This window comes from Serratia silvae (assembly GCF_023282985.1).
GTDB classification, from domain to species: Bacteria; Pseudomonadota; Gammaproteobacteria; order Enterobacterales; family Enterobacteriaceae; genus Chania; species Chania silvae.
Window position 1 is genome coordinate 14,465 of record NZ_JAGQDC010000003.1, and the last position, 26,279, is coordinate 40,743.

Here is a 26,279-nt window from a genome sequence, read left to right on the forward strand (position 1 = left end):
ATACTCCTGAAATTAAGGGTTATGTCAGCGGCTTAACGGGTATATTTTTTCAATAAAAGCCCCGTAGTCATTAATCGCCTTGGCGATTACGCTATTTGGCGGCACCGCAATAACCTTGCTATCGCGTTTTAACTGAAAGGTTTGCTCAGAGAAGGGAGCAATCATGCCGCCATCAGAACCTGTAGCCGAGGCGATGCCATGGCCAGAGACCAGAACAGAGGCATAGCTGATATGGTATGGCGTTGGGTTTTTAGCGAGCAATTTATCCCCTTGCAGTTGCCAACTTACCTTATCCATGGTTTCCGATGACAGCGCTGGTAACGTTGCCGGGCGGTAAAACACTTTCAGGCGGTTGCGATAGGCAATGGAGAGTTTGTTATGATTTCCTTTCGACTGGGGCGGGACTTCAAGTACGTTGATCCAGTAAAGGGTCTCGCGGTCGGTAGCGTGGTTTGCCATCGGCGTTGCGGTAATGCGTAAGGTTTGTGTTTTGGCTGGTTCAACGCGTGAGACCGGTGGCATCAGCATAAAGGGAACGTCGCTGTCCTCGGGGGCGATATTGGCATCACCTGCATCAATCCAGGATTGAACCAACAGTGGGAAACGGCTTTTATTTTCCAGCTTCAGCGTGACTTCCCTGGCATCGGAAGGGTAGATAACACGAGTACCAGCAATAACGATACTGGCATGCAGGTGTGAAGAAAAAAATCCGCTTATCAGTAGCGATAAGAGCAGCCAACATCTTTGTATCAGAGGCATAACAATCTCGTCAGTATAGCCGTCGTTAATATGGCCCCGTAGTCACAGGGCCATAGAATATTACAGCTAGGTTTTAGTTATAAACGATGCTGTATTTAACCGTGGAGGCAACTTGACCAGGGGTTGCCGAGCCATTTACCGCAACATATCGGCCAACGTAATTATACTGTGCGGTCTGATTGACGATGGTTTTCGGCGAGTAGTTGCCAATGCCAGACGCCAAGTTAATCGGGGTGTCGGTTTCGGCGTTCAGGATTTGAATCTCAACATTTGTCGCGCCGTTGCTTGAGTTATCAGTATTTTTCAACCAGCCGTTCGGGCTAATCGCCGGGCTGCTTGGCTCGAAATACACTGAGGCAATACTACCATCGATGCAGTTTGGATCGTTGGGACCACCTAGTGTGATGCTAAACGAGTAAGGCTTGGCCGTGGCACCAACAAAGCTTAACTCACTGGCGCTAACCTTTTCTAAAGGGATGTCCATATTAATGGAGCCATTTGGAGTTTTGCCGTTAATCAGACAAGTTGCATTAGTGACTTCGCCAGTGAAGTTGATATTACCACCTGGGGTAACACCAGGCGCGATAGCAGCAGAAGCCGGAACCGATGCCAAGCCGCCGATAGCCAGTGAGAGTGCCATTACTAATGTGGTTTTTTTCATTGCATATGATCCTTGTTAATTATCCTTAAAATACTCTGAACTTTACATGGAGTGACATCAGAGTTGTCATTTCACTTTGACAGTGAAAATGCTGTTCCCTTTGGTGGTGATAAACCGTCAAATCATATTTTTTTTATATACAGTGGGGTAATAGAGGCCCCACGTAAGGTATATCCCTTTCCTCGCGCGGTTTTAATAAAGTCATCGGCTATATCGATCTTACTTAACCGTGCTTTAAGCTCAGCAACCACTTGGGTCAACCTAGTGGTTGAAGAGGATAAGTTATAGTTTTCCCAAACCTGTACCAGCAACTCCTGGTTGGAAACATAACCAGAGCTTGCATGTGCCAATAGATACGTCAGCAACCGCAACATCGTTTCTCGCAGTCTTAGATAGTTGGTAAATCGTTCATCACCATGATGGTGGTACTCTATCGTATTATAAAGCTTGATTACCGAGCCAGACTTGATATCTACCTGATATTCATTGTTGATAATATAGCCAAAAAGCAATAACCCACCCTCACCCGTTTCGACGATTGGGTCTGCTACATATTTAATTTGACTCGTGCCATCCATTATCAACTCCGCCGCATCTGCTGCTAAAACTGCCTGGCTCTGATTTCATCTATTGGAAATATTACTTCCATATTGTTGGCTTCATATATTATTGCCTGAAGATTTAATGTCAATTCATAAAAATAAAAAAACAACCAGAAATAAAAGACTTTAAATCTGGTTATTGATTTATTTTTGATATTTTTGTTTGTTTTTTCTGTGAATTTGTTGTTTTTTGACATTAATAGCTGTTACTGCAGAGGTGCTAATGCATAAGCATAAAATGCTGTTTTTTGGCTTGTGACGGATTTTGGTTTGGTTTTTTCCCTTTTAAATGTCACGGAGTGAAGTTAAAGTTCAAATAAGTTGCGCTCTGACACTTTTTTCATTCGGAGAATTCCTAATGACTTTTATTTTATATGCTATTTTTAATTTTTGCAAGTTAAGATAAGTCTTGCTGATTTCTGATATAAATAGATATTCAATATGTATATATTGTTTGGGTTATCTTTTTAGTATTGGCGGGGCATAAGTTCTCTGTGTAGATGAGAAGCAGGCCGAATAGATGAATTCGGCCTGGTGATAGATATCACAGATGTATCAGAACAGCACCGAGTAGTTCAAACCAAAGGTGCGGCCACGGCCTTTATAGCTGTACAACTCAGGCGCGCCGTAGGTTGGGCTATACAGGATTGGCGCACGTTGGCCCCACACGGTGGTGTAGTCTTTGTCCAACAGGTTCTCTACGCTGAAACTGACCTTGCCCACCGGCAGGGCATAGCTGCTGAGGACGTCAATGGTGTTATAGCCGTCGAGCTTGCGGCCCTGGCTGTCGGAAACGTCGAAGGTCTGCTGCGACTGCACGCGCACCGTCCAGTCACCCGGTGCCCAGTTGACGTAGGCGGTGGCTTTCGATGGGCTGGCGGTGTCGACGGTCAACTTCTCCCATTTGCCATCGGTCTTGGTTTCCGACTTGATCAGGTTAAAGGTGGCTCCGGTGCTCCATTCGCTGTCGTCGAAGAAGTAGTCCACCGCGCCTTCCATGCCATAAATTCGACGTTTGTCAGAGTTCATGTTGATGGTCATATCGGTCTTGTTAATGGTGATGGTCTTGTCTGACAGGGAATAGTAGGCTGCAACCTGGGTGCGCAGGTTGTCGCCGTTGTAGCGCCAACCTAGCTCATAGGAGTCAACCTTGATGCCGTCCAGCTTGGAGTCATTGACGTTGACGCTTTTTTGCAGCTGATAGTGGCCGTTCACCAGCTTATAGGTGCCGGAACCGTAATACTTGGCCAGATCCGGGATCTCAAACCCTTGCGAGAAGTTGAACCAGGTCTGTTGGCGTTCTGTCAGATGAGCCAGTAAACCGGCGTTGAACAGCGCGTTGTTGTAGTCGGTTTTACCGCCCGGCACGGCATCGGCAGAGGTCGCCAGTCCGTTGGCGATCCCTTGCTGCTGTGCGTAGCCAACGAAATCATCCACCTTGTTCTCGGTGTACTGGTAGCGCACGCCGCCGCTCAGGGTGAACATCGGGTCGATGTCGTAGCTGGCCTGCATGAACGGCGCCAGGTTGGTGGTGGTATAGCTCGGGTAACGGCCGACGTTGTAGGCATTTTGCAACGTCATCCCGCCGGACTGCTGGGCCAGTGCCAGATTGAAGAACTGCTGGTTGGCATTGAAGCTTTCATGATCGGCATCGAAGCCGTAGGTCAGCGTCAGGCTATCGATCGGCTTGCTGTTCAGGGTCAGTTTGCCACCGTAGAAATCGGTTTTCTGTTGTGAAGCGCCGATGCTGGTTACCTTGCCGCCGCTCAGGGTTGGGAACGGATAGAAGGTCAGCGATTCATCACGATAATAAACCTGCGCCACCAGATCCTGGCCCCAGAAGTCGGTGTTGGAGTATTGCAGGTTGATCAGATGGCGTTCGGTGCCTGGAATGCGATCCGAATCCAGATTACCGCTGTTGTAGGCCTGCCCGTTACCGGTCACCGCCGAGAAGTTTTGCCCCAGATACAGGCCGTGCTTACCGTCTGACTCGCTGTTGAAATATTGCGTGGTCAGCTGCAACTGCTGATGATCGTCGATATTGATGGTGCCGGTGCCCATCAGGTCGATACGATCGGAATATTGCAGGCCGGTTTGGGTGTTGTCGATCAGTACCTCGTCGCCTTTGCCGTCATACCAACCGCCGTAACGCTGATACGAAACCGACAGCCGCCCGGAGGCCTTATCGGTGCCGCCGCTGACGGCCGCCGACACGTTTTCATCGTGATCGCTGCTGCTGTTGAAGCCGGTTTTACCGCCAAGCTGCAGCTCCACCTGTTTCTCTTCCTGGCCTTTCTTGGTCACGATGTTGACTAGGCCACCGGTGCTACCGCCGCCGTACAGCGAAGTAGCGCCTGAAATCACCTCAATATGGGCGATGTTGAACGGATCGATCGAATCGAGCTGGCGGCTGTCGCTGCGCGATGAGTTCAGGCGCACGCCATCGATCATCACCATCATCGAGCGGCCGCGCAGGTTCATACCGTAGTTGGTACGGCCCTGGCTACTGACGTCCATGCCCGGGATCAACTGCGACAGCACATCCTTGATCTCTTTACCGCCCTGCACCTGTTGCTCAATTTCCTGGCCTTCGATCACCCAGGTGGTCTGTGCCATTTCCGCTACGCTGCGGTGAGAGCGGCTGGCGGAAACCACCAGTTGGTCATCATTTTTTTGTTCTTCTGCCCAGGCCGTTGGTGCGAGCATGGCTAACAGGCAAGGGTTTAGTACCCAGAGGTGTCTGCGTTTCATTGTTGTTCAAACGTTTCCATGGTTAGTTAAAGTTAAAGATGGCGTCGTGTGCAGCTTGGGCGGTTACCGCTGCCTGCTGGCTACGCCATTGGATCACCGCCGGGGTGGACGTTAAGTCGAATTGGTCGCGTCCTAATGCCCGGTTGAGAATACGGGCCGAACGCCAGGCCATCAGGCTGAGCTGGGGTTCGGCAATACCATGACTGTGCATGCCGGCGTTGACGGCAAACAGACAGTTTTCGCTCGGGCCCTGCCATTCCAGGGTGAAATCTGGGGTGATACGATATTCATCGTTCGCCGTGGTCAGCAGGCGATTGGCTAGCGGTGCGAGAAACGCCGGGCGGTCTTGCTGATAGCCGGTGGCGAAGATCACCACGTCGCAGTCGAAGGTTTCCTTGCCCTGATCGAGGTGGTGATGGGTGACCAGCTGATAGCCATTGCCGGATGCGTGCATCGCAGCCAATGAGCGGCTAGGCAGCAGGTGGGCCCAAGGCTTTTCACGTAACACTTCAAAGCGGTGATACATCGCTTGGTAGATCGCCAGCAGCGATCCGCTGGTGATGCCGTCCGACGTCATTTTCTGCTCGGTCAGCATGCGCTGTTTGGCACTGTCGCTCAGGGTGTAGAAGCTTTCTACGTATTCCGGCGTGAAGTACTCATTGGCGAAGGCGGCTTCGTCCAGCGCGTTGTAATTGTTGCGGCGTGAGATCCAGTTCAACTGCTTGGGCTGGCCCCACTCGGCGCGGAAAATGTTCAAAAACAGATCGGCACCGCTTTGGCCGCCGCCGATCACGGTGACGCGTTTGTCGCTAAGATCTGGGTTACGCAGGCTCATTTCGCTGGCATGGAAGCAGCGATCGTTCTGCTCGCTGACGCAGTCCGGCAGCTTGGGGCGTTTGCCTATCCCTAAGCAGATATGGCGAGCACGGTAGACATCACGCTGGGTGGTGACAACAAATTGGCGTTGCTGGTCGTCAAAATCCACGCTGCGGATGTCTTGACTGAACTCAAGCGTCTCCAGCCCGTTAGCCGCCCAGTCGAGATAGTCGGCGAACTCTTCGCGGGAGACAGTGCGTTGTTCGGTGGTCAGGAAGCGGTAGAACTTCTTCCTTTTCACCAGGTAGTTGAGAAAGCTGTACGGGTTGGTCGGCGAAACCGCACTGACCAGATCCTTGAGGAAACTGGTTTGCATATGGCAGTCCGGCACCATCATGCCCGGGTGCCAGGAGAAGTGCGGTTTACGTTCGAAGAACTTGCTGTTAAAACCGGTAACCTCACTGCCGAGTGCGGCAATGCTCAGATTGAATGGGCCGACGCCGATGCCGATGAAATCCAGAGGCTGATTCATTGGGCAAACTCCTTGGAGACCAAATAAAGAGGGTTATCCAGATCTTGCAGATAGTTCGGCAACATGCGGCTGCCGCCATCCTGCTCTGAATAGGTGAGTTTCACCGGGTTGAGTACCACGCGAATAATCTGTGGCTTGAAAAGGTCGAACAGGGCAAAGCGGTCGGCCAACTGCGGATGCTGCGCCATATAGCGCTCCAGCACCTGTGCCAGCACTTGATAGAAACGCGGTTCGCTTATGCCGCAGCCGCTCATCAGTGGCGAAATGAAGCGCAGCACGGTGACGAAATGCCCGGTTTGCAGATCATGGATCAGATAGTCGGCAGGCAGGCGCACCGTCACGTCCTTCACCACCTGCGGCAGTGAAGCGGCCTGTGGGAAGTCCTGATCTACCAGGCGCATATCGCCCTGGAAATCTTTTAGCAGCACCCGCTGTGGCACATGGTTTTTCATCACTAATGTGATGTTCTGGCCGTGGGCGATCAGCGCCACCCCGTAGCAGCACATCAGGTGGTACATCGGCAGCACCACCGCCTGGAACATCTGCGCCAGCCAGGCCTCTGCGCTCAGGCCGGAACGGGCGATATAGGCGGCGATCAGCGGCTCACCCTGATGGTCCGTTTCCATCAGCGTTGCCATCAGGATCGCCTGCTCGCCCGGTTGCAGATAACAGGAGGGGTTTTCACGCCAGATCACCCCGAGCATTTCCTGATAACGGTAAGGGGCCTTGGGCAGTGCGCCGTAGGTTGAGTGGGCCAGGTAGCCCGCAGCCGGTTCACCCAGGATCTGGGCACCGCTGGCCTGCAAGGTGCTGTCGCTGGCGAAAATCTGCTGTAACCAGCGTGAAGCCGCAGGCCCGGCGCTGATGTACTTGCCCGGAATACCGCGATAGCAGGAGGTGTTGTAAATGGTCAACGGCAGCTTGATATCGAAGGGCACCCGGCGGCTGGTATTGGTCAAAGTGCGCAGGGACTGCTGAGCCAGATAGCGATCGCCAAACTCGCCCAGCTCAACCAATTCACCGCTGGCCAGTTGTGGCAGGAAATGCAGCGCAATTTTTTGCTGCCATTGCCATGGATGTAACGGCACTGGCAGCCAGTCGTTGTTCAGCTGTAATTCGCGCCAACGGCGGTCAAAGCGCTGGCGTTCGCTGCTGTCCATCGCGCTGTTGAGCAGGCTTTCTAGCGGGAAGTCCTCGTCAATGCACCAGACAAAGCTGCCACGTTTGGCGGCCACCCAGTGCAGTTGGAACTGGCCCTGATATTCTGGCGCATACTGTTGCAGCGCCGTCAGCCCCCAGCCACGACGCCCCTTGTTGAAGACGAACTTCGGGTGGCCTGCCAACAGGCATTGCAGCGCGTCGGCATCCAGCGCAATCAGATCGTTGGCGCTCATCCCGTGGCGAGCGGTGAGTAGCTGCATGTCACCGCGTAGCGTGGCGTACAGATCTTCCAAATGTTCGGCGATCTGCGCATCGTCCATCTTCAGCACCTGCGCCAGTTGCCGCAGCGTCTGATCGGCGGCCAGCGGCAGGCGATCACAGCACAGGCTGTTGGCGTCGATGTGCAACCAACCCCAGATCCCGCGTTTGGCGCTGAAGCGGTAGGTCGCATCACCTAGGGCAATCTGCCATTGGTCGCCGTATTCTTCGGCCTGCAAAGTGCGCTCATACTCCAGTTCCGCCAGGATCTTGGCGATCATCTGCAGGTTAACGCGTTGCCAATTGGCGTAATCGTGGCGGCTCATACCTGTCCCTCGCGGAAGAAGTCATCACGCTGGTTCATGATCAGCCGTGAGCGTTTATGGGGGAAATCAAACTCTTTCAGCGTTTGGTAGCCAGCGGTGGGCAGATGGCGGAAAAGCCGCTGATTGTCTGCGCGTGGCTCGGCCACGACGCGAGTGGTGCGAGGTTCATCCAGGTATAAATAGTGGGTCAGGCCACGTAGCCAACTGCGGATGTACTGCGCGCCACGCCAGTCCTCCTCGCCGACCAGCATGTGCAGGCCGCGATCGAACGGCTGCCAGCGATAGTGGCGGCCAATGCGATCTTCTGGCGCCCAGTAAACTTCGAAATAGCCAAAGGGTTGGTCGTCAAAGCAGCCCAGCAGCGGGTAGCAATAGCTGGAATCAAGCTGGCGCTGTAAATAGGCGGCTTGCACTTCGAGCGACCCGCTCATTTCCCAGAAGGCGTCAACACGGGGGGAATTCATCCAACGGGTGAACTGCTCGGCGTCGCGCTCGACTTCAGGCAAACGGAAACTCAAGCTACGTTTGATTTGCGGATCGAAGCGGCGATACACCTCGCCACTGGGTCGGGCAGGGCGTTGTGGGAACCACAGCTCTCGCTCGGCATCGTATTGCATCTGGCCGCCAGCGGTTTGGCGTTCGGCGATCAGCCACAGCGGCAGTTGGTAGAAGGTTTCACGGGCCAGGTAATCACCGCTGGCCTGGGTGAACAGTGCCAGAGCCTGTGGCTCCTCACGCCATTCGGCATAGGGCAGGGCAATGCCGCTCAGCTGTGGAGCCGCGATCAGCAACTGATCCAATGCCTGGATCAACCAGCCTGCTGGCAGTGAGCCTGGATAATGCAACGCAGCGCTGCCGTCTAATCCCAGGCTAAGGGACAGGTTTTTCCCCAGCTGTTCGCAGCGGAATCCGCTGGTGGCGTGAACAATCTTGGCGACGGGCATCATTGAGCGGCCTCCACGCGCAGCGGATTGGTGAAATCAAAGTAAATCACCGCCGGATCGACAATGGTGTTCTCATTGTGATCGTGCAGATAGCAGAAGAAGTTGCCCTTGCAGTTCCAATGTGGGCTGTCGAGCACATAGTCCAGGCAGCGGGTATTTTTCGCCGTGTTACGCAGCGTGGTTAACGCATCCCGTACTCGTCGCATCAAGCTCTCTTCACTGTCGAACCCTGCTGCCGCCATCGCGGCGGTCACGGCCAACGTAGAATTCACCAGCAGATAGTAAGGGAAGTAGCGCAACAGTTGCTGCTCGCTAAAGCGGTTTTCCGCTTCGGCTTCGCCGATTTCATCCAACCAAGGCGTGGCATCGCGGGTAAAGCCGCTGCCCTGACAATCGCGGTACAGCATGCCTACCGGCAAGTCTTGCTGCATTTCCACTAGAATGTTTTGTTGATGGGCCAGCAACACCAGGCCGTAGTCGGCTTCGGCGCTGAACAGCGGTAGCAGCACCTGCTGGCAGTAAGCGTCCAGCCAGCAATGGGCTGCTTGTTGCAACGGCAAGTTCAGGCGGGCAGCCAGGCGACGCACTGCTGCGGCTAATAGGCTATCACCACCGTCTGGTGCTGCTTGTGTCAAGGTGACCAATACGTTGGTTTGGTTCTGCGCCTGACCGAACAGCAGGTTATCGCGCAGCGCCATCAGGCTTTCTTCCTGGATCATGCCGTCTGCGGAACGTAACCCGGCCCAACCATCTTCTTGCATCACGCGCATCGTTGGGTAACGAGCTTGCAGTTCCTGCCAGCGGGAGGTCTGCGCCAGTCGTGCCAGACGCATACCGCGCTTCACTTCTTTGACCGACAGGGTACGCACCGAGTTGGTTAGCCGTACGCTGAGGGAAAACTTGATCATGTCGCGGCTGCCCGCCTGGTACAGCGAACGTGAAGAGCTGGTTGGCAGCCAACGTTCACCCGCCTCACCCAGATCGCTCAGCTTGTGCTGCTCGACCAACTCGCGGCACCAGCTTTGTGCCAGCAGATAATCGGCCTGCCATGGATGCATCGGCAGCAGCCAGACGTCATCGGTAAAATGGCCTAGTAGCTGCGGTGCGCTTTCTGCGGCGAAGCGTTGCAGGCGCTGTTGTAACGTCAGTTCCAGGCTGTCACCACACAGGTGGTGTTTATCTACCGCAAACCAGCGCAGGGGGAAGCTGCCAGCAAAATCAGGCAGGTAGCGCTGTGCCTGCTGACGATCGAAAGGCTCATGGGATTTCGGTGCCGGGTGGAAGGCATGGCCAGCTAACAACCCTTGTTCTGCCTGGGCAAAATTCAGCGGCTGGTCACGTAGCTTTGGCCAGTCCAGCCGGATGGCGATCGCCTGTTGGGTATTGTCATGACTTTCCAGCACTCGCTGGCGAAAGCGAGCCAAAACTTCCTCACTCAGTTGGCCTTTTATCGCCGGTTTGGCCAGCAACAACGTAACCAACCGCTCAAAACTCAGCGCTTCACCGTTGCCATTCAGGCAGGCGGGGAACTGATATTGATGATGTTGGGTTGGCGAGATATGCCGTAATGGAATGCGAATGGACTGGCTATCCGAAAGTGGGAGATGTAGCTGAGGTTGTTGGCTATGGGTTGCCGGCACGATGTGCCAGTCCCGGGTTTCACGCATTAGCGCGTTGAGGAAACATTGCGCAGCCACATCGGTTGCTGCGCTTGCTAACTGGATGGTCATGACCCTTGTCACTCTGGAGCGATTGAGAATGATTCTTATATCAATAGTTCTTATTATTATCAATCACCGTGTGATACAATTTTTTGATTAATTACACATAAAAACATCATTTTTTTAACGGTTATTTTACTTAATGCGCCTATTTTCCGGTTCAAAAATCGTTGCAATTGGTAATAATTCTCCTTCAAACTGGCCGCTGGCATTTTGTGCCGGGCTATTGGGCATTGGGCAAAATGGCTTGCTGGTCGCATTACCCGTGTTGGTCAGCCTGACTCAGCTCTCGCTGTCGGTGTGGGCAGGGTTGCTAACGCTAGGGTCGATGCTGTTTCTGGTTGGCTCTCCCTGGTGGGGGCGGCAGGCAGAAATTCGCGGCTGTAAATACGTGGTGGTTATGGCACTGGCGGGTTACCTGCTCAGCTTTGCGTTATTGGCCTTGGCCGTGTGGGGGCTGGCTGCTGGCTGGTTGCCTGAAATGGCTGGGCTGGGTGGATTGATCGTGGCGCGCATTATCTACGGCCTGACAGTATCGGGCATGGTGCCCGCCAGCCAGACTTGGGCGCTGCAACGCGCTGGGTATGAACAACGTATGGCCGCGTTAGCCACTATCAGTTCCGGCCTGAGCTGCGGCCGGTTGCTTGGTCCGCTGTGTGCGGCCGTGGCGCTGTCTTTGCATCCGATGGCTCCGCTGTGGCTGATGGCGATTGCGCCGTTGATCGCGTTACTGGTGATCTGCCACCAGCATAACGACCCGCCGTTGCCTGCGGTGGCGCATCAGCAAAACCGCCTGCGGCTGACGATGATGCCTTATTTATTGTGTGCGTTATTGCTGGCGGGCTGCGTCAGTCTGATGCAGTTGGGCTTGGCTCCGCATTTGCAGCAGTTGTTCAGCCATTCGGCGACGACCGTTAGCCACCATGTGGCGGTATTGCTCAGCGTGGCGGCAGGTTGCACGCTGTTGGCACAGTTTTTGGTGGTGCGGCCACAACGTCTTACTCCGCCGCAGCTATTGATGGTTGCCGCTTTGTTGATGATCGCTGGCTTGGGGCTGATGTGTACCGCTCCGCTGGCGCTGTTTTATCTCGGCTGTGCTTTGGCTTCGTTTGGGGCTGCGATGGCGACACCGGGCTATCAACTGATGTTGAACGATAAATTATCTACTGGCAAAGGGGCTGGAGCGATTGCCACCAGTCACACGCTGGGCTACGGTGCGAGCGCGCTAATGGTGCCGGTGGTGAGCAAATTTTACGGTGAGTCGCAGTTGGTTGCGGCGGCACTGGTAGCCGCCGTCCTGCTGGGCGGCATTAGCAGCTGGCTATGGTGCCAGCATCGAATGGCTGACATTGCGCGGGAGAGTCAGTGATATGTCCGCAAGCTATCGCATCTTTGATCTTACCTTGAAGCACAAGGAAAATGTTTCCCCCTCGCTGCTGCGCTGTGTATTTACCGGCCCAGAGGTACAGCGCATGAAGTTGGAAGCTCCGGATCAGCGGATCAAGTTGCTGTTCCCGGTAGCGGAAGGGCAGAACCAGCCTCTGGAGAATTGCGACGATTGGTATCGTAACTACATGGCGATACCGAAAGAGCAACGGCCCGTGATGCGCACCTACACCTTGCGGGCGTTGCGCGCCGCTGAGAATGAAATGGACGTGGAGTTTGTGCTCCACGGCATCAATGGCCCGGCCTCTGCCTGGGCAACGTATGCTGTTGCGGGAGATAAACTTCAGGCTGTAGCACCGAATGCCGATTTTGCTGAGGATAGCGGCGGCTATGAGTGGGCCCCTCCAGCGCAAACCCGGCAGGCGCTGCTGATCGCCGATGAAACGGCACTGCCAGCGGCGATGGGTATCCTCGAACAGTTGGCGCAGCAGGTTAACCCGCCGAGTGTGCAGGCTTTCTTTGAAGTACCGGTAGCGGGGGACTGCCTCGATATGGCGCACTTCCCATTTGCCGAGGTTTACTGGCTGCCACGTGACGTTGGGCAACAGCAGTTGCATGGCACGCTGCTGGTGGAGGCGGTACGTCAGCGGGTTAACATTCCTGCCTCGGCACGGGCCGAAGCGCAGTCGATGGCAGAAAACAGCCTGGGTGGGGATTTGCTGTGGGAGCGTGCCGAAGGGGCTAAGACCTTTTATGCCTGGGTGGCGGCGGAGTCTTCGGTGGTAAAAACGTTGCGCCGTTACCTGATTGGCGAACGCGATCTGGACCGTTCCACGGTGAACTTTATGGCGTACTGGTGTTAAGTTTCTGAGCTTACTAAATTGCTGTGTCTAATAGCGCTACAGGTGGAAGTCATGCAGATCACCGACACGCCGTGAACCCGTCCCTGGGGGCTCGAATCGCGCATCCATGCGCTCAACGGTCGGTTAACCTGCATAACTCCCACCTGCTTCAGGCTTAATGTGTCGCGGTTTAAACACCGTTATCTTATAGCCTATGCCATCAAAGCGGGATCTCTGTGTCCTCACCATTCTCCAATTTAGCCAGCCAGTAATCAGCTTCTTCAATTGTCAGAAAGTTACCTTCGGTTTGGTAGGTTTCCCATGCTTGTAACAGATCCAAATGCAAGCGTTGTCTGGGGTCATCATCAACTTTGATCGGGGTTATCATCGCCATAAGTCGTCCTAAGTCGTGAGAGGCAAATTCATTCCCTACAATAAATCGCTCAAACAGTTGTTGTCTGGTTTTTGAGCATGCATAGCCGTTCAAATTTCAACTCTGGCGGCCGCTTTGGCTGCTGTGCTATGTTCCGCTGAAACAAAAGTTACAGCGGGAGTAGCGATGAAACAGATTGATGAGCGCCTGCGCAGCGAATATCCGCAATTGGCCCCTCAAGAGCAGCGGGTGGCCGACTTTATCTTCGATCACTTTGACGACCTGATTAGCTATAACAGCACCGAGTTGGCACGCCTGAGCGGAGTGTCCAAGGCCACGGTCAGCCGTTTGTTCAAGCGCCTGGGCTATGCCAGCTATCGCGCAATGCGTGATGAGTTGCGCACCCTACGCCAAAGCGGTATGCCACTGACCGACAGCCGTGACGCGGTACAGGGCAACACCTTGCTGGCCCGTCATTACCAGCAGGAAATGGCCAACCTGACGCACTGGGTGCAGCAGATTGATGCAGCACAGTTTGGTGCGGTGATCGCGGCCATGGGGCAATCCCGGCGGCTGGTGCTGTTGGGGATGCGCAACAGCTATCCCGTCGCGATGCATTTGCGCCAGCAACTGATGCAGGTGCGTGAGCAGGTTTTGTTAATACCGCAGCCGGGCCAAACTTTGGCCGAAGACCTGGTGGATCTGGGGCCGCAGGACATGGTGGTGATAGTGGCATTTCGCCGCCGTCCACGCTTGGTGCAAGAAGTATTGCAACAGTTGCAGATCCGGCAGGTGCCGACGTTATTGATTTGTGAACCGCAGGCTCAGGCATTGCTCCCGTTGGCTAACTGGCATTTGCTGACGCCGCTCGATAGCGTCTCGGCGTTTGATAGCTACTCCAGCGCCATGAGCCTGGCGAGTCTGCTGAGCAATGCATTGCTGCATGACAGGTTGTCGCAAGGGCGGCACCGTATTCGTCAGGTCGCCAATCTGTTCAGCGATCTGGAGGAGTTGGAGCAGCGTTGAGGCATTGGTTATCCGGCGGCTAATCGAGCGCGGCATGTTGCTCTCGATTGATTCTTTAGTTGCAGGTAGATAATTTAAGAATCTTTTGTTTCATCCTCTCTCGCTTGGCGATAATCTAGCAATATCAAAAATCCGGCCGGTCGCAGACGTAGCAATCTCCAGGCTAAGTTATTAAGTTGACAAGGAATGAACATGCTAGCTATCAACCCATTCGATCAAATCAATCCTCCGCACCGCCTGCTGATGGGCCCTGGGCCGATCAATGCCGATCCGCGCGTGCTGCGTGCCATGTCCAGCCAACTGATTGGCCAATACGATCCGGCCATGACCGACTATATGAATCAGGTGATGGAGCTGTATCGCGCCCTGTTCCGCACGCAGAACCGTTGGACGATGCTGATAGACGGGACTTCTCGTGCCGGTATCGAGGCGATGCTGGTCTCTGCCATTCGCCCCGGGGATAAAGTGCTGGTGCCGGTATTTGGTCGTTTTGGCCATCTGTTGTGTGAAATTGCCCGCCGTTGCCGTGCTGAAGTGCACACCATCGAAGCGCCTTGGGGTGAGGTATTCAGCGCCGATCGGATCGAGGATGCGATCAAGAAAGTACGGCCCCGCCTATTGCTGACGGTGCAAGGCGATACTTCCACCACCATGCTGCAACCGCTGGCGGAATTGGGGGATATCTGCCGCCGCCACGGCGTCCTGTTCTATACCGATGCCACCGCCTCGTTCGCCGGTAACGAGTTGGAAACCGATGCCTGGGGTTTGGATGCGGTGTCCGCAGGGCTGCAAAAATGCCTCGGTGGCCCTTCCGGTAGCTCTCCAATCACTCTTAGCCCGCAGTTTGAAGAGATCGTGCGCCGTCGTAAGTGTGTTGAAGAGGGGATCCGTACCGTCGATCACACAGACGGTGATGACGAGATGATCTACTCCAACTATTTCGATCTCGGCATGATCATGGATTATTGGGGGCCAGAGCGCCTGAACCACCATACGGAAGCCACCAGCATGTTGTTTGCCGCGCGTGAATGCGCTCGGGTGATCCTGGAAGAAGGGTTGGATAACACTATTGCTCGCCATAAATTGAACGGCGCGGCGATGTTGGCCGGGATCCAGGGGATGGGGTTGGAGGTCTTTGGCGATATCGCCAACAAGATGAATAACGTGCTGGGCGTGGTGATCCCGCAGGGCATCCATGGCGAGCAGGTACGTCAGATGATGCTCAATGACTTCGCCATCGAAATCGGCACCTCGTTTGGCCCGTTGCAGGGCAAGATCTGGCGCATTGGCACCATGGGGTATAACGCGCGTAAAGACTGCGTACTGCAAACGTTGGCTGCGCTGGAAGCGGTACTCAACCGTCTCGGTTTTGTTAGCCCCCACGGGGAAGCTATGCAGGCAGCGTGGAACATTTACGACGCCGAGCAGAACTGATGGCAACGCTGCTGACCCCTCTGGAAGCGGAACGAGCCGCAGCCAGAGTGATGGCTCGTTGTGACGAACTGGCGGCAATCAGCAGCACGCCTGGCCAACTGACGCGGGTTTACCTCTCCCCAGAACATCTGAGCGCCAACCGGCTGGTAGGGAACTGGATGCGCGAGCTGGGGATGGCGGTCTGGCAAGACGGCGTGGGCAATATCTGCGGGCGTTACGAAGGGCTGCAACCGGCGGCCCCGGCGCTGCTGCTTGGCTCTCATCTCGATACGGTGCGCAACGCGGGGCGTTATGATGGCATGCTGGGTGTCTTGACTGCGCTCGAAGTTGTCGCAATGTTGCATAGCTGTGATCGGCGTTTACCGCAGGCGATCGAGGTGATCGGTTTTGCTGACGAAGAAGGCACGCGTTTTGGCATTACCTTGCTCGGCAGTAAAGGGATCACCGGGCAGTGGGCTGAAGATTGGCTAGCATGTACCGATGCTGAGGGCATCAGCGTGGCAGAGGCCATGCGTGACGTGGGGCTTGATCCTGCGGCAGTGAGTTCTGCCGAGCGTGCACAAGACTCGATCTGCGCCTATCTCGAACTGCATATTGAGCAGGGGCCTTGTCTTGAAGCCGCCGATCTGGCGCTGGGGGTGGTCACGGCGATTAACGGTGCCCGCCGCCTCAACTGTACCTTTACCGGACACGCTGGCCATGCGGGAACCGTACCGATGTTGCAGCGCCGGGATGCGCTGGCTGCTGCCGCCGAATGGATGGTCGCGGTTGAACGGTTTACTGTGGAGCGTGCTCCGAATCTGGTCGCCACGGTGGGTCAGATCGAAAGTTTACCGGGGGCAGTGAATGTGATCCCTGGACAGGTCAGGTTATCCCTCGACGTTCGTGGCCCGCAAGATGAGCCGCTAGACGCGTTGCTAGCTGAGTTATTGGCACAGGCGCAGAGCATTGGCGCGCGTCGCGGGGTCGGCTTCGACAGCGAGGAGTTCTACCGCATACCGGCTACCCCTTGTGACCCGCAACTGCAACAGCGCTGGCATGAAGCTGTGATGCAGGTACAAGGGAACTGCCTAATGCTGCCTAGCGGTGCGGGGCATGATGCGATTGCTATCGCTGCCCGTTGGCCGGTGGGGATGCTGTTTGTCCGTTGCGAAGGCGGCATCAGCCATCATCCCGATGAGGCCATCACGGCGTACGATGTGGCGTTGGCGATCCAGGCTTACTGCCGTGCCGTGGATATAACAGATTGATTATTAATCTGTCACATCGCTTCAATCGTGCAGCAAAAAGCTATCTGCATCACGCCAGGCAGGGAAGGCGGTGCGGTAGGTTTGCAGCGTTTCCAGCGAAAGCTCGGCATCCAGCCTCGCCGCCAAGCCCGGTTCTGCGCTGGCCAACCGTTCCCCTTGCGGGCTGATGATCAGGCTATCACCGCTGTAATTCAGGCCGTTACCGTCCTCGCCCACACGGTTGCAACCCGCCACGTAAATCTGGTTTTCAATCGCTCGCGCCGCTAGCAGCGTTTGCCAGTGCATGCTGCGCGCAGCTGGCCAGTTGGCCACGTACAGGGCCAGATCGTAATCCTGCTGATAGCGTGACCACACCGGGAAGCGCAGGTCATAGCAGATCTGCGGCAGGATACGCCAGCCACGCCATTCGAAAATGGTGCGCTGTTTCCCAGCCTGATAATGCTGGTGTTCACCGGCCATACGGAACAGATGGCGCTTATCATAACCATGCACCTTGCCACCGGGCTCCACCAGCAGGAAACGGTTAACGGCCCCATCGGCAGTTTTCAGCGCCACGCTGCCGCCCACCAAGGCGTTGGTTTTCACCGCCCAGGTATGTAACCAATCGATCACCTGCTGTTCTGGCAGGGCACTTTCGCCAGCATCCATAGCAAAGCCGGTAGTAAACATTTCCGGCAGCACAATCAGATCGCGGCCGGTAATCGAGGGCAGCAAGGCATCGAACTGGCGCAGGTTGGCCTCACCTTGGCGCCAGACCAACGGTTGCTGCAACAGGGTAATTTTTAGAGTCGACATAGGCGCTCCGCAGCGGCATCCAGCGTGGCATCTTGCTTCGCGAAGCACAGCCGGATCAGTTTATGGGGGAAAGGATCGGCGCAGAAGACGGACAGCGGGATCGCCGCCACGCCTGCATGCTCGGTTAACCAATGGCAGAAGGCGACGTCATCCAGATCGGAAATGGCGCTGTAATCGGCCAGTAAGAAATAGGTGCCTTCACAGGGAAGGATTTCCAGCCTGCTGTTAGCTAACGCCTGCACAAAGCGATCGCGTTTGGCACGGTAGAACGCGGGTAGCTGCTGCCAGTGTTCCGGCTCGTTGCGCAGCATATCGGCCAAGGCCAGTTGGGCCGGGGTGTTGACCGAGAACGTCAGATACTGGTGAACCTTGCGCACCTCGGCGCTTAACGCTGCCGGGGCTACGCAGTAACCCACTTTCCAGCCGGTCATATGGAAGGTTTTGCCAAACGAGGAAACGGCAATCGCCCGCTGACGCAGTTGCGGATGGGCCAGCACGCTGGCGTGCCCCCCTTTGGCAAAGCAGATATGTTCGTAAACCTCATCGCTCAGGATATAGATTTCCCGATCGGCGATGGCGGCCCATAGCTGCTGCATATCCTCTGCCGACCAGGCCGTGGCGGAGGGGTTCTGTGGAGTATTAAGGATGATCAGCCGCGTGCGCGGTGAAAGCTGTTCGGCAAACCGTTGCCAATCCACCTTGAAGGCGGGTGGTTGCAGGGCAATGCGTTTCAGAACGCCGCCGGAAAGCTGTACCGCCGGGGCATAGCTGTCGTAGCTGGGGTCGAAGCAAATCACTTCATCGCCGGAGCGTACCAGGGCGCTGATCGCGGCGAACAACGCTTCGGTCGCCCCCGCAGTAACGGTCACTTCACTATTGGCATCGGGCTGCCAGCCATAGCGTTGAGCGGTTTTTTCCGCAATGGCCTCACGCAGCGGCGCTGCGCCCGTCATCGGTGCGTATTGGTTTGCCCCCTGGCTGATGTGCCAGCTCAGGCGCTGTTTTAAATACTCCGGGCCATCAAAATCCGGGAAGCCCTGCGACAGGTTGATCGCCTGATGCTGCTGCGCCAGGGCGCTCATCTGGGTAAAGATGGTGGTGCCGAGGTCGGGTAACTTGCTGGCTGGGACAGGTACGGTGCTCATATCAGGCTATTTCTCCTGGCGCTTATGTTGCCAACAATATAACACGGTGTTAGTCTTTGGCAATCAAGACGTTTAGACGTCTATCCTCGTTCTTAGAGGATAAATGGTTCATATTCAATCAACAGCCAAAGCCTAAAAGCTACCTGCTAGGAAACATGACTGAATGACAGAAAACCCGCAATTATCTGCCCTATTGGCCGCCTGCCACTGGATCGGTGAGAAAGGCTGGTGCCCGGCGACCGGCGGCAATATGTCGCTGCGCCTTGATACCCAACACTGCCTGGTGACCGAATCCGGCAAAGACAAGGGTAGCCTGAGTGAACAGGATTTATTGCTGGTGGAAACGGCAAACAATCATGTTCCCAGTGGCCGTACGCCTTCGGCGGAAACCGGCCTGCACACGCTGATCTACCGCCTCTATCCCACCGTCGGTGCTATCCTGCATACCCATTCGGTCAATGCCACCGTGCTTTCACGCGTGGAGAAGAGTGAGGCGCTGGTGCTGCAAGGGTATGAAATGCAGAAATCCCTTAGCGGCCAGAAGAGCCACCTCGACAGCGTCAGCATCCCCATTTTTGATAACGACCAGGATATTCCGGCGCTGGCTGCGCGTGTGGCCGCATTTGCCGAGGTAACGCCCTTACAGTACGGTTTTCTGGTGCGCGGCCACGGCTTGTATTGCTGGGGCAAACAGGTGGAGGAAGCGCGCCGCCACCTTGAAGGGCTGGAGTTCCTGTTCCAGTGCGAACTGCAACGCCGTTTACTGGAGGCTAAATGATCCGCGCCATTGTCACCGATATTGAAGGCACCACCAGCGATATCCGCTTTGTGCACCAGGTGCTGTTCCCCTATGCCCGTGAGCGGCTGGGGGAGTTTATCCGCAACCATGCCAACGACGCCGAAGTTGCGGCTCCGCTGGCGGCATTACGTGCAGAGATCGCGCAGCCGGATGCCGATAATGAGCAACTTATTACCACCCTTTATCGCTTTATGGATGAAGATCGCAAATCGACCGCGTTGAAGGCCTTGCAGGGCATTATCTGGCGCAGTGGCTACCAAAACGCCGATTTTCAGGGGCATCTCTACCCCGAGGTAGCCGAACAGCTGGCCGCCTGGCAGCGGCAAGGGTTGAAACTGTTCGTCTACTCTTCCGGCTCGGTGGAGGCGCAAAAGCTGCTGTTTGGTTACAGCGACGCGGGCGATCTGCAACCGCTGTTCAGCGGTTACTTTGATACGCACGTAGGGGCCAAGCGTGAAAGCGCGTCATACCACAATATCGCCCAAGCCATTGGCCTGGAGCCTGCTGAACTGCTGTTCCTTTCCGATATCCATCAGGAGCTGGACGCGGCACGGCAAGCGGGTTGGCATACTTGCCAACTGATCCGTGACGCCGCCGATCCGCAAAGCCAGCACCGGCAGGTTAAGCGTTTTGATCACATCGAGTTAGGGGAGTTTATCTAATGAGTGGATTGACCATTTTTAGCGATAAAGAGCCGCAGCAGCCGTTATGGCAGAGCCAGGATGCACAGGCTATCCAGCAGCAGTTGGCGCAGATTGGCGTGCGTTTTGAGCGTTGGCAGGCCGATCATGAATTGGGTGAGAGCCCGCAGCCCGCAGCGGTGATTGCCGCCTATCAGCATGAGATCGACCGGCTGGTGGCGGAAAAGGGCTACCAGAGCTGGGATGTGATCAGCATGCGTCCGGACAACGCCCAGCGTGAAGTACTGCGGGAAAAATTCCTGGCCGAGCATACTCATGGTGAGGATGAGGTGCGCTTCTTTGTCGAAGGGGCGGGGCTGTTTTGCCTGCATCTGGAAGGTAAAATATTCCAAATCCTGTGCGAGAAAAACGACCTGATCTCGGTGCCGGCCAATACCCGACACTGGTTTGATATGGGCTCGGCCCCCAACTTCACCGCCATCCGCGTATTTGATAATCCGGAAGGTTGGGTGGCCCATTTCACCGGCGACCAGATTGCCCAAGACTATCCCAAGTTAGCCTGAGTTTATGGCTCTCTCCCCGCAGGGAGAGAAGCATCATGCCAATGCGCGCTGGAAAATGCCGTCGGCAACCTGCTCTGGAGTAATGACGCCGCTATCCAACACCCAGCCGCTGATTAACGCTGCCGGAGTCACATCGAATGCCGGGTTGTAGGTTGGCGCATTGAGCGGTGCCCACTGGCAGGAACCAAAGCTGCCGCTGACGCCGGTGACTTCTTCGGCCGCGCGCTGTTCGATAGGAATGGCCGTGCCGTTCGGGCAATGAGGATCGTGCGTGGTGTGTGGGGCGGCCACGTAAAACGGAATATGGTGATAATGAGCCAGTACCGCCAGGCTGTAAGTGCCGATTTTATTGGCCACGTCACCGTTGGCCGCAATGCGGTCCGCGCCTACCCAGACGGCATCAACCTGGCCCGTAGCCATCAGGCTGGCGGCCATGGAATCGCAGATCAAGCGGTAAGGAATACCCAACTCACCCAGCTCCCAGGCGGTGAGGCGGCCTCCTTGCAGCAACGGACGGGTTTCATCGACCCAAACCTGGGCGATCTTACCCTGCTGGTGCGCACGCAGCAGAACGCCAATCGCCGTACCCACGCCCGCCGTCGCCAATCCCCCGGTGTTGCAATGGGTGAGCAGGCGGCTACCCGGTTTCACCCACTCGGCCCCGTTATCGGCGATGCGATCGCACAGGGTCCGATCTTCCTCGACCAGGCGCAGCGCTTCCTCGGCCATCGCGCTCACCCAATCCGGCTGTGCCAAAGCCTGCTTCATACGATCCAGATTGTTCATCAGGTTCACCGCGGTCGGGCGTGAGGCGCGTAGCGTCTGTAATGCCTGCTCTAGCTCAGCCTGCGACAGACCACGTTCGGCCAACAGAGCGAGCAGCAGGCTGGCAGATAGCCCGATCAACGGTGCGCCACGCACTCGTAGAGCACGGATATGCCCAACCAGTTCGTCCACGCTGTCGCAGGGCAGCCAGCACTTTTCCTGTGGCAAGGCTTGCTGGTCAAGGATCTGGAGCCGGTTGTTTTGCAGGCTCAGGCTGGTGGTGTTAAGTGCTTGCATCAGTGGTTAAATCCTTGTGTGTTTCTTATTGCATCTGTGAACCCATTCTGCCAACATGACATCCGGATGTATAGACGTCTAAACGCTTTTGCGTCTAAAAATAAAAAAATCATCGCTATGGGAAAGAACAGAGGGGTTGGGGGATGTCACAATATCGTACGTTTACTGCTGCCGATGCCGTTGAATACGCGCGCCAATATGGGCAACAGGCCGATCCACAGGCGCTGGTGAGTGCCGATGAGATCGGTGATGGCAATCTGAACCTGGTCTTTAAAATCCGTGATGCTGACGGCGTCAGCCGGGTGATCGTCAAGCAGGCGCTGCCGTACGTACGTTGCGTGGGGGAATCCTGGCCGTTGACGCTGGATCGGGCGCGTATCGAAGCGGAAACGCTGTTGATCCATGGGGCGCTATGCTCACGCCACACGGTGCAGGTGCTACATCACGATCCTGAGCTGGCGGTGATGGTGCAGGAAGATCTCTCTGACCATCACATCTGGCGCAGCGAGCTGGTGAAAGGGCGCTACTATCCGCTGGCAGCCGGGCAACTGGCGGAATACCTGGCGCAAACTCTGTTCCACACCTCTGATTTTTACCAGACCGCACAGCTGAAAAAGGCAGAAGTCAGCCGTTTCAGCAACCCGGAACTGTGCCAGATCACCGAAGATCTATTCTTTAGCGATCCCTATCAGCATCATGAACGTAATCAGTTTGACGAGGTGCTGTTGCCGCAGGTGTTGGCACTGCGTGATGACGCGGCGCTGAAGTTGGCGGTGGCCGGGCTGAAACATCGCTTCTTGAGCAAGGCCGAAGCGCTGCTGCATGGTGATATTCACAGCGGTTCGATCTTTGTCGCGGAAGGCAAGCTGAAGGCTATCGACGCCGAGTTTGGCTTCTACGGGCCGATCGGCTTCGACATTGGCACTGCGTTGGGCAATCTGCTGCTGAACTATTGTGGGTTACCTGGGCTGTTTGGCCCGCGTGATGCGGCGGCCGGGCGTGAGCAGCGGTTGCAGGATGTGCGTGAGCTGTGGCTGATCTTTGCCGATCGCTTTCTGGCGTTGTGCCATCAACATAGCCGTGACGCAACGCTGGCGCTGCCGGGCTATGCCGAGCAGTTCTTGCAACAGGTATGGACAGACGCGGTGGGTTACTGCGGTACGGAGCTGATACGCCGTACTATCGGGCTGGCGCACGTGGCCGATCTGGACAGCATTACCGACCCGGAAATGCGTGCCGAGTGTCAGCGCAGCGCGCTCAATCTAGGCCGTGCGCTGATCGTCAATGCGCCGTACATAGGCCATATCGATGCCTTGCTGGCGCGTATTCGCCAACATGGCTGAATAAGTCTATCGCCCCGGTCAAACCGGGGTTTTTTTATCTTCCAATAAAAGTACTTTTGCTAAATTATTACTCTGCTAATTTCATGCCATTCATCCGTCTGCCGCCAATCCTTAATAACGTATTGCTATTAGTGCCATAAAAGATAAATTTTTGGGGCTAAAGGATGTTTTTAATCCTGGCCGTATTGTAACCGCCATTATTTATTGCGACACTTTTTTACATATGCTTGCGCTGCGATAACGCTTTAGCGATTAAATATCATTAGGGCTAAAACAGAGTCATGATAAGCCCTGCTTCATTGTATTGTTTGTTTTTTAATCAGGTTTTTATAGGCGGAAAGATAAAAAACCATTTTTTTTATCGTTGAAATCTATCATCTGACCGTTACTTTTTTAACACTTTCTTGGTAATGGAGTATTTTCCATCTGAATGTTTGCTTGAAAAACTTAACATTATCTTCTAGATTGTTTTGTGCCTTGAAAGAAATAAATAACGCAATGTTATTAATCTTATCAGGCGGGAATAGTTGATTTCTGTTTTTAACACTGGAGTGTTTTATGCAGTTAACCCCGCGCGAGATTGAAAAGCTGATGGTCTATACCTTGGCTGATGTAGCATTAAAGCGTAAGTCCCGAGGGCTAAAGCTTAATTATCCTGAAGCAGTTGCCATCATTACCGCTGCGGCCCTGGAGGGTGCCAGGGACGGCAAGACGCTGGAAGAGGTGATGAATGATACGCGGCAGGTCTTGAGCCGTGAAGACGTGATGGATGGTGTTGCCGATCTTATTCCCCATGTGCAGGTTGAGGCCATATTCACCGATGGTAGTCGGCTGGTAACGGTTCACGAACCGATCCAATAAATAACTGCCTATCGACCCCTATATAACAGTAGATGATATTCATCTCTACAGGTCGCTGCAATGAAAAAACATGATGAAGAAATGAATACTCCGTTAGGAGGGCTTATTCTTGCTAAGTCCCCAATTACCTTTAATGAGGGTAAGCCGGAGATTAAGCTCAAGGTCCGTAATTCTGGTGATCGTCCCATTCAGGTCGGCTCCCACTTTCATTTTTTTGAAGCAAATAAGGCGTTGCAGTTTGATCGGGCAGCCGCATTTGGCAAACGCCTTAATATTACCGCGACTACCGCTATTCGTTTTGAACCCGGCGATGAGGTGGAGGTGGCGTTGATTGCCATTGGCGGTAAGCAGACGGTTTACGGTTTTAACAATCTGGTTGACGGTTGGGTGGGAGAAAGCCCGGTTACCGCAGGTGAACGAGTAGAAAAAACGCTAGCGGTAAAACAGGCCGTTGCACGGGGCTACAAGACGCTCGACTAATACAGTGAAAGGAAATAACAATGCCAACGATTTCCCGGCAGGAATATGCAGGACTGTTTGGCCCAACGACGGGTGATAAAATTCGTTTGGGTGATACTCAGCTGTTTATCGAAATAGAAAAAGATCTGCGGGGTTATGGGGATGAATCGGTCTACGGTGGTGGGAAATCCCTGCGCGACGGCATGGGGGCCGATAATCGTATGGCCAGCGCCAACGTCCTGGATCTGGTGATCACCAACGTCACCATACTGGATGCCAGGCAAGGGGTGATCAAAGCCGATGTCGGTATTAAAAACGGCCTGATTGTCGGCATTGGCAAAAGCGGTAACCCAGGAATGATGGATGGCGTGACACCGGGCATGGTGGTCGGTGTCAGCACGGATGCCATTTCAGGTGAGCACCTGATTTTAACCGCTGCGGGTATTGATACCCATATTCACTTTATTTCGCCACAGCAGGCAGAGCATGCACTCTCCAACGGCGTCACTACCTTCTTTGGCGGCGGCGTTGGGCCAACGGATGGTTCGAATGGGACCACCGTCACCGCCGGACCTTGGCATATCCATCGTATGCTGCGGGCGTTTGAAGGGCTGCCGGTCAACGTGGGGATATTGGGTAAGGGCCACGGCTCACACGCGATGCCCCTGATCGAGCAAATCAACGCGGGCGTGGTCGGCCTGAAGGTGCACGAAGACTGGGGCGCGACCAACTCGGCTCTGCGTAATGCCCTGCGGGTGGCAGACGATATGGATATCCAAGTGGCGGTACACACCGACAGCCTCAACGAGGGGGGCTATGTCGAGGATACCATTGATGCCTTTGAAGGCAGGACCATTCATACCTTTCATACTGAAGGGGCAGGGGGCGGGCACTCACCGGATATCATCAAAGTGGCTGCCCAGATGAACGTGTTACCCAGCTCGACCAACCCAACGCTGCCATTCGGGATTAACAGCCAGGCAGAGCTGTTCGACATGATCATGGTGTGCCATAACCTCAACCCCAATGTCCCTGCCGACGTAGCATTTTCGGAAAGCCGGGTGCGCCCTGAAACCATCGCCGCAGAAAATGTGCTGCACGATATGGGCGTGCTGTCGATGTTTTCCAGTGACTCCCAGGCGATGGGGCGAGTAGGGGAAAACTGGTTGCGGGTGATGCAAACGGCGCATGCCATGAAAATGGCGCGCGGTAAGTTACCGGAAGATGCGGCGCAAAATGATAACTTCCGGGTGCTGCGCTATGTGGCAAAAATCACCATCAATCCCGCAATCGCCCAAGGGATCAGCCACGTACTGGGGTCGGTTGAAATTGGCAAGATGGCCGATCTGGTGCTGTGGGAGCCACGCTTCTTCGGTGCCAAACCAAAGCTGGTGATCAAAGGTGGCATGATCAACTGGGCGGTGATGGGCGATCCCAATGCTTCACTGCCGACGCCACAGCCGACGTTCTACCGGCCCATGTTCGGCGCGCTGGGGAAATCCTTGCAGGAAACCTGCGTCACTTTTGTTTCAAAAGCGGCGCTGGATAGCGATATCAAGGAAAAGCTGGCTTTGGAACGCCAGATAATGGCGGTACATAACTGCCGGGCAATCTCCAAGCAGGACATGGTACGCAATGCAGAAATGCCTACCATCGAGGTCGATCCCGAAACGTTTGCCGTCAAAGTCAACGGCGCGCATGCCACGGTAAAACCGGTGAAAACCGTGGTGCTTAACCAGCGTTATTTCTTCAGCTAGGAGGCCGTTGCC

General features: G+C 55.1%; 24 protein-coding genes. 12 read left to right on the forward strand and 12 right to left on the reverse strand.

The features are described from left to right. Positions 1–24 precede the first annotated feature (24 nt). The 8 genes from KAJ71_RS04355 to KAJ71_RS04390 all read right to left on the reverse strand — a co-directional run bounded on the left by KAJ71_RS04355 (position 25) and on the right by KAJ71_RS04390 (position 10,540). On the reverse strand, positions 25–759 hold the full coding sequence (locus tag KAJ71_RS04355) for a fimbrial biogenesis chaperone (RefSeq protein WP_248944557.1): 735 nt from the start codon (positions 757–759) through the stop codon (positions 25–27). Between the two features lie 73 nt (positions 760–832). Beyond that, complete coding sequence (locus tag KAJ71_RS04360) at positions 833–1,420, reverse strand: fimbrial protein (RefSeq protein ID WP_248944558.1); 588 nt, start codon at positions 1,418–1,420, stop codon at positions 833–835. A gap of 122 nt (positions 1,421–1,542) precedes the next feature. Then, positions 1,543–1,998 (reverse strand): winged helix-turn-helix domain-containing protein, encoded by a 456-nt coding sequence (locus tag KAJ71_RS04365; protein ID WP_248944559.1) that lies wholly within the window; start codon positions 1,996–1,998, stop codon positions 1,543–1,545. A 579-nt stretch (positions 1,999–2,577) separates the two neighbouring features. After that, positions 2,578–4,773 (reverse strand): TonB-dependent siderophore receptor, encoded by a 2,196-nt coding sequence (locus KAJ71_RS04370; RefSeq protein ID WP_248944560.1) that lies wholly within the window; start codon positions 4,771–4,773, stop codon positions 2,578–2,580. A gap of 22 nt (positions 4,774–4,795) precedes the next feature. After that, a complete protein-coding gene (locus tag KAJ71_RS04375; RefSeq protein WP_248944561.1) occupies positions 4,796–6,121 on the reverse strand; it encodes a lysine N(6)-hydroxylase/L-ornithine N(5)-oxygenase family protein in 1,326 nt (441 codons plus the stop codon). Continuing rightward, positions 6,118–7,866 (reverse strand): aerobactin synthase IucC, encoded by a 1,749-nt coding sequence (gene iucC, locus KAJ71_RS04380; protein WP_248944562.1) that lies wholly within the window; start codon positions 7,864–7,866, stop codon positions 6,118–6,120. Before iucC ends, KAJ71_RS04375 begins: the two co-directional genes overlap by 4 nt. Next, positions 7,863–8,813 (reverse strand): GNAT family N-acetyltransferase, encoded by a 951-nt coding sequence (locus tag KAJ71_RS04385; protein WP_248944563.1) that lies wholly within the window; start codon positions 8,811–8,813, stop codon positions 7,863–7,865. The genes iucC and KAJ71_RS04385 overlap by 4 nt, the downstream gene beginning before the upstream one ends. Further along, entirely contained in the window at positions 8,810–10,540 is a 1,731-nt protein-coding gene (locus KAJ71_RS04390) for an IucA/IucC family protein (RefSeq protein ID WP_248944564.1), read from the reverse strand. Before KAJ71_RS04390 ends, KAJ71_RS04385 begins: the two co-directional genes overlap by 4 nt. Before the next feature lie 133 nt (positions 10,541–10,673). Here KAJ71_RS04390 and KAJ71_RS04395 point away from each other — a divergent pair, with 133 nt between their 5' ends. Together KAJ71_RS04395 and KAJ71_RS04400 are read left to right on the forward strand one after the other, a co-directional pair. Beyond that, complete coding sequence (locus KAJ71_RS04395; RefSeq protein WP_248944565.1) at positions 10,674–11,900, forward strand: MFS transporter; 1,227 nt, start codon at positions 10,674–10,676, stop codon at positions 11,898–11,900. Between the two features lies 1 nt (position 11,901). Further along, a complete protein-coding gene (locus tag KAJ71_RS04400) occupies positions 11,902–12,780 on the forward strand; it encodes a siderophore-interacting protein (RefSeq protein WP_248944566.1) in 879 nt (292 codons plus the stop codon). Positions 12,781–12,979: 199 nt separating this feature from the next. On the opposite strand, the gene KAJ71_RS04405 is transcribed toward KAJ71_RS04400, so the two are convergent. Next, a complete protein-coding gene (locus KAJ71_RS04405; protein WP_174334233.1) occupies positions 12,980–13,153 on the reverse strand; it encodes a transcriptional regulator in 174 nt (57 codons plus the stop codon). 165 nt (positions 13,154–13,318) lie between these two features. On the opposite strand from KAJ71_RS04405, the gene KAJ71_RS04410 reads away from it, so the two are divergent. The 3 genes from KAJ71_RS04410 (at position 13,319) to hpxK (ending at position 16,842) form a co-directional block, all read left to right on the forward strand. After that, on the forward strand, positions 13,319–14,158 hold the full coding sequence (locus tag KAJ71_RS04410; RefSeq protein ID WP_248944567.1) for a MurR/RpiR family transcriptional regulator: 840 nt from the start codon (positions 13,319–13,321) through the stop codon (positions 14,156–14,158). A gap of 192 nt (positions 14,159–14,350) precedes the next feature. Continuing rightward, positions 14,351–15,592 carry a (S)-ureidoglycine--glyoxylate transaminase gene (locus tag KAJ71_RS04415; RefSeq protein WP_248944568.1) on the forward strand — a complete coding sequence of 414 codons (1,242 nt, stop codon included), beginning with the start codon at positions 14,351–14,353 and terminating at the stop codon, positions 15,590–15,592. Beyond that, on the forward strand, positions 15,592–16,842 hold the full coding sequence (gene hpxK, locus KAJ71_RS04420; RefSeq protein ID WP_248944569.1) for an allantoate amidohydrolase: 1,251 nt from the start codon (positions 15,592–15,594) through the stop codon (positions 16,840–16,842). Before KAJ71_RS04415 ends, hpxK begins: the two co-directional genes overlap by 1 nt. Positions 16,843–16,863: 21 nt before the next feature. Here the strand turns inward: hpxK and KAJ71_RS04425 are convergent, their stop codons facing one another. Beyond that, positions 16,864–17,637, reverse strand: coding sequence for an amidohydrolase (locus tag KAJ71_RS04425; protein ID WP_248944570.1), 774 nt, complete (start codon positions 17,635–17,637; stop codon positions 16,864–16,866). After that, a complete protein-coding gene (locus KAJ71_RS04430; protein ID WP_248944571.1) occupies positions 17,625–18,782 on the reverse strand; it encodes a pyridoxal phosphate-dependent aminotransferase in 1,158 nt (385 codons plus the stop codon). Before KAJ71_RS04430 ends, KAJ71_RS04425 begins: the two co-directional genes overlap by 13 nt. A 163-nt stretch (positions 18,783–18,945) precedes the next feature. On the opposite strand from KAJ71_RS04430, the gene KAJ71_RS04435 reads away from it, so the two are divergent. Genes KAJ71_RS04435 through KAJ71_RS04445 form a run of 3 tightly spaced genes read left to right on the forward strand, consistent with a single transcriptional unit; the run spans position 18,946 to position 20,785 of the window. Continuing rightward, positions 18,946–19,560 carry a methylthioribulose 1-phosphate dehydratase gene (locus KAJ71_RS04435; RefSeq protein WP_248944572.1) on the forward strand — a complete coding sequence of 205 codons (615 nt, stop codon included), beginning with the start codon at positions 18,946–18,948 and terminating at the stop codon, positions 19,558–19,560. Further along, positions 19,557–20,243, forward strand: a complete 687-nt coding sequence (mtnC, locus tag KAJ71_RS04440; RefSeq protein WP_248944573.1) for an acireductone synthase — start codon at positions 19,557–19,559, stop codon at positions 20,241–20,243. Before KAJ71_RS04435 ends, mtnC begins: the two co-directional genes overlap by 4 nt. Continuing rightward, positions 20,243–20,785, forward strand: a complete 543-nt coding sequence (locus KAJ71_RS04445) for a 1,2-dihydroxy-3-keto-5-methylthiopentene dioxygenase (RefSeq protein WP_248944574.1) — start codon at positions 20,243–20,245, stop codon at positions 20,783–20,785. Before mtnC ends, KAJ71_RS04445 begins: the two co-directional genes overlap by 1 nt. 33 nt (positions 20,786–20,818) lie before the next feature. Here KAJ71_RS04445 and mtnA read toward each other — a convergent pair whose 3' ends face one another. Further along, the gene (gene mtnA, locus KAJ71_RS04450) at positions 20,819–21,847 is read right to left on the reverse strand and encodes an S-methyl-5-thioribose-1-phosphate isomerase (RefSeq protein ID WP_248944575.1); all 1,029 of its coding nucleotides are present in this window, start codon (positions 21,845–21,847) and stop codon (positions 20,819–20,821) included. Between the two features lie 143 nt (positions 21,848–21,990). On the opposite strand from mtnA, the gene mtnK reads away from it, so the two are divergent. From mtnK to KAJ71_RS04470, 4 genes are all read left to right on the forward strand, one after another. Then, on the forward strand, positions 21,991–23,190 hold the full coding sequence (gene mtnK, locus KAJ71_RS04455; RefSeq protein ID WP_248944576.1) for an S-methyl-5-thioribose kinase: 1,200 nt from the start codon (positions 21,991–21,993) through the stop codon (positions 23,188–23,190). A gap of 558 nt (positions 23,191–23,748) precedes the next feature. Next, positions 23,749–24,051 (forward strand): urease subunit gamma, encoded by a 303-nt coding sequence (locus tag KAJ71_RS04460; protein ID WP_248944577.1) that lies wholly within the window; start codon positions 23,749–23,751, stop codon positions 24,049–24,051. A 60-nt stretch (positions 24,052–24,111) separates the two neighbouring features. Next, positions 24,112–24,531, forward strand: coding sequence for an urease subunit beta (locus KAJ71_RS04465; RefSeq protein ID WP_248944578.1), 420 nt, complete (start codon positions 24,112–24,114; stop codon positions 24,529–24,531). 20 nt (positions 24,532–24,551) lie between these two features. Beyond that, positions 24,552–26,267 carry an urease subunit alpha gene (locus KAJ71_RS04470; protein WP_248944579.1) on the forward strand — a complete coding sequence of 572 codons (1,716 nt, stop codon included), beginning with the start codon at positions 24,552–24,554 and terminating at the stop codon, positions 26,265–26,267. Positions 26,268–26,279: the final 12 nt, after the last annotated feature.

Excerpts from the sequence above, each read along its gene's own strand:
- iucC (WP_248944562.1), bottom strand. The coding sequence starts at position 7,866 with ATGAGCCGCCACGATTACGCCAATTGGCAACGCGTTAACCTGCAGATG.
- KAJ71_RS04415 (WP_248944568.1), top strand. The coding sequence starts at position 14,351 with ATGCTAGCTATCAACCCATTCGATCAAATCAATCCTCCGCACCGCCTG.
- mtnA (WP_248944575.1), bottom strand. The coding sequence starts at position 21,847 with ATGCAAGCACTTAACACCACCAGCCTGAGCCTGCAAAACAACCGGCTC.
- KAJ71_RS04355 (WP_248944557.1), bottom strand. The coding sequence starts at position 759 with ATGCCTCTGATACAAAGATGTTGGCTGCTCTTATCGCTACTGATAAGC.
- KAJ71_RS04470 (WP_248944579.1), top strand. The coding sequence starts at position 24,552 with ATGCCAACGATTTCCCGGCAGGAATATGCAGGACTGTTTGGCCCAACG.
- KAJ71_RS04430 (WP_248944571.1), bottom strand. The coding sequence starts at position 18,782 with ATGAGCACCGTACCTGTCCCAGCCAGCAAGTTACCCGACCTCGGCACC.
- mtnK (WP_248944576.1), top strand. The coding sequence starts at position 21,991 with ATGTCACAATATCGTACGTTTACTGCTGCCGATGCCGTTGAATACGCG.
- KAJ71_RS04405 (WP_174334233.1), bottom strand. The coding sequence starts at position 13,153 with ATGGCGATGATAACCCCGATCAAAGTTGATGATGACCCCAGACAACGC.
- mtnC (WP_248944573.1), top strand. The coding sequence starts at position 19,557 with ATGATCCGCGCCATTGTCACCGATATTGAAGGCACCACCAGCGATATC.
- KAJ71_RS04410 (WP_248944567.1), top strand. The coding sequence starts at position 13,319 with ATGAAACAGATTGATGAGCGCCTGCGCAGCGAATATCCGCAATTGGCC.
- KAJ71_RS04370 (WP_248944560.1), bottom strand. The coding sequence starts at position 4,773 with ATGAAACGCAGACACCTCTGGGTACTAAACCCTTGCCTGTTAGCCATG.
- KAJ71_RS04375 (WP_248944561.1), bottom strand. The coding sequence starts at position 6,121 with ATGAATCAGCCTCTGGATTTCATCGGCATCGGCGTCGGCCCATTCAAT.
- hpxK (WP_248944569.1), top strand. The coding sequence starts at position 15,592 with ATGGCAACGCTGCTGACCCCTCTGGAAGCGGAACGAGCCGCAGCCAGA.
- KAJ71_RS04460 (WP_248944577.1), top strand. The coding sequence starts at position 23,749 with ATGCAGTTAACCCCGCGCGAGATTGAAAAGCTGATGGTCTATACCTTG.
- KAJ71_RS04445 (WP_248944574.1), top strand. The coding sequence starts at position 20,243 with ATGAGTGGATTGACCATTTTTAGCGATAAAGAGCCGCAGCAGCCGTTA.
- KAJ71_RS04465 (WP_248944578.1), top strand. The coding sequence starts at position 24,112 with ATGAAAAAACATGATGAAGAAATGAATACTCCGTTAGGAGGGCTTATT.
- KAJ71_RS04395 (WP_248944565.1), top strand. The coding sequence starts at position 10,674 with ATGCGCCTATTTTCCGGTTCAAAAATCGTTGCAATTGGTAATAATTCT.
- KAJ71_RS04425 (WP_248944570.1), bottom strand. The coding sequence starts at position 17,637 with ATGTCGACTCTAAAAATTACCCTGTTGCAGCAACCGTTGGTCTGGCGC.
- KAJ71_RS04365 (WP_248944559.1), bottom strand. The coding sequence starts at position 1,998 with ATGGATGGCACGAGTCAAATTAAATATGTAGCAGACCCAATCGTCGAA.
- KAJ71_RS04390 (WP_248944564.1), bottom strand. The coding sequence starts at position 10,540 with ATGACCATCCAGTTAGCAAGCGCAGCAACCGATGTGGCTGCGCAATGT.
- KAJ71_RS04400 (WP_248944566.1), top strand. The coding sequence starts at position 11,902 with ATGTCCGCAAGCTATCGCATCTTTGATCTTACCTTGAAGCACAAGGAA.
- KAJ71_RS04360 (WP_248944558.1), bottom strand. The coding sequence starts at position 1,420 with ATGAAAAAAACCACATTAGTAATGGCACTCTCACTGGCTATCGGCGGC.
- KAJ71_RS04435 (WP_248944572.1), top strand. The coding sequence starts at position 18,946 with ATGACAGAAAACCCGCAATTATCTGCCCTATTGGCCGCCTGCCACTGG.
- KAJ71_RS04385 (WP_248944563.1), bottom strand. The coding sequence starts at position 8,813 with ATGATGCCCGTCGCCAAGATTGTTCACGCCACCAGCGGATTCCGCTGC.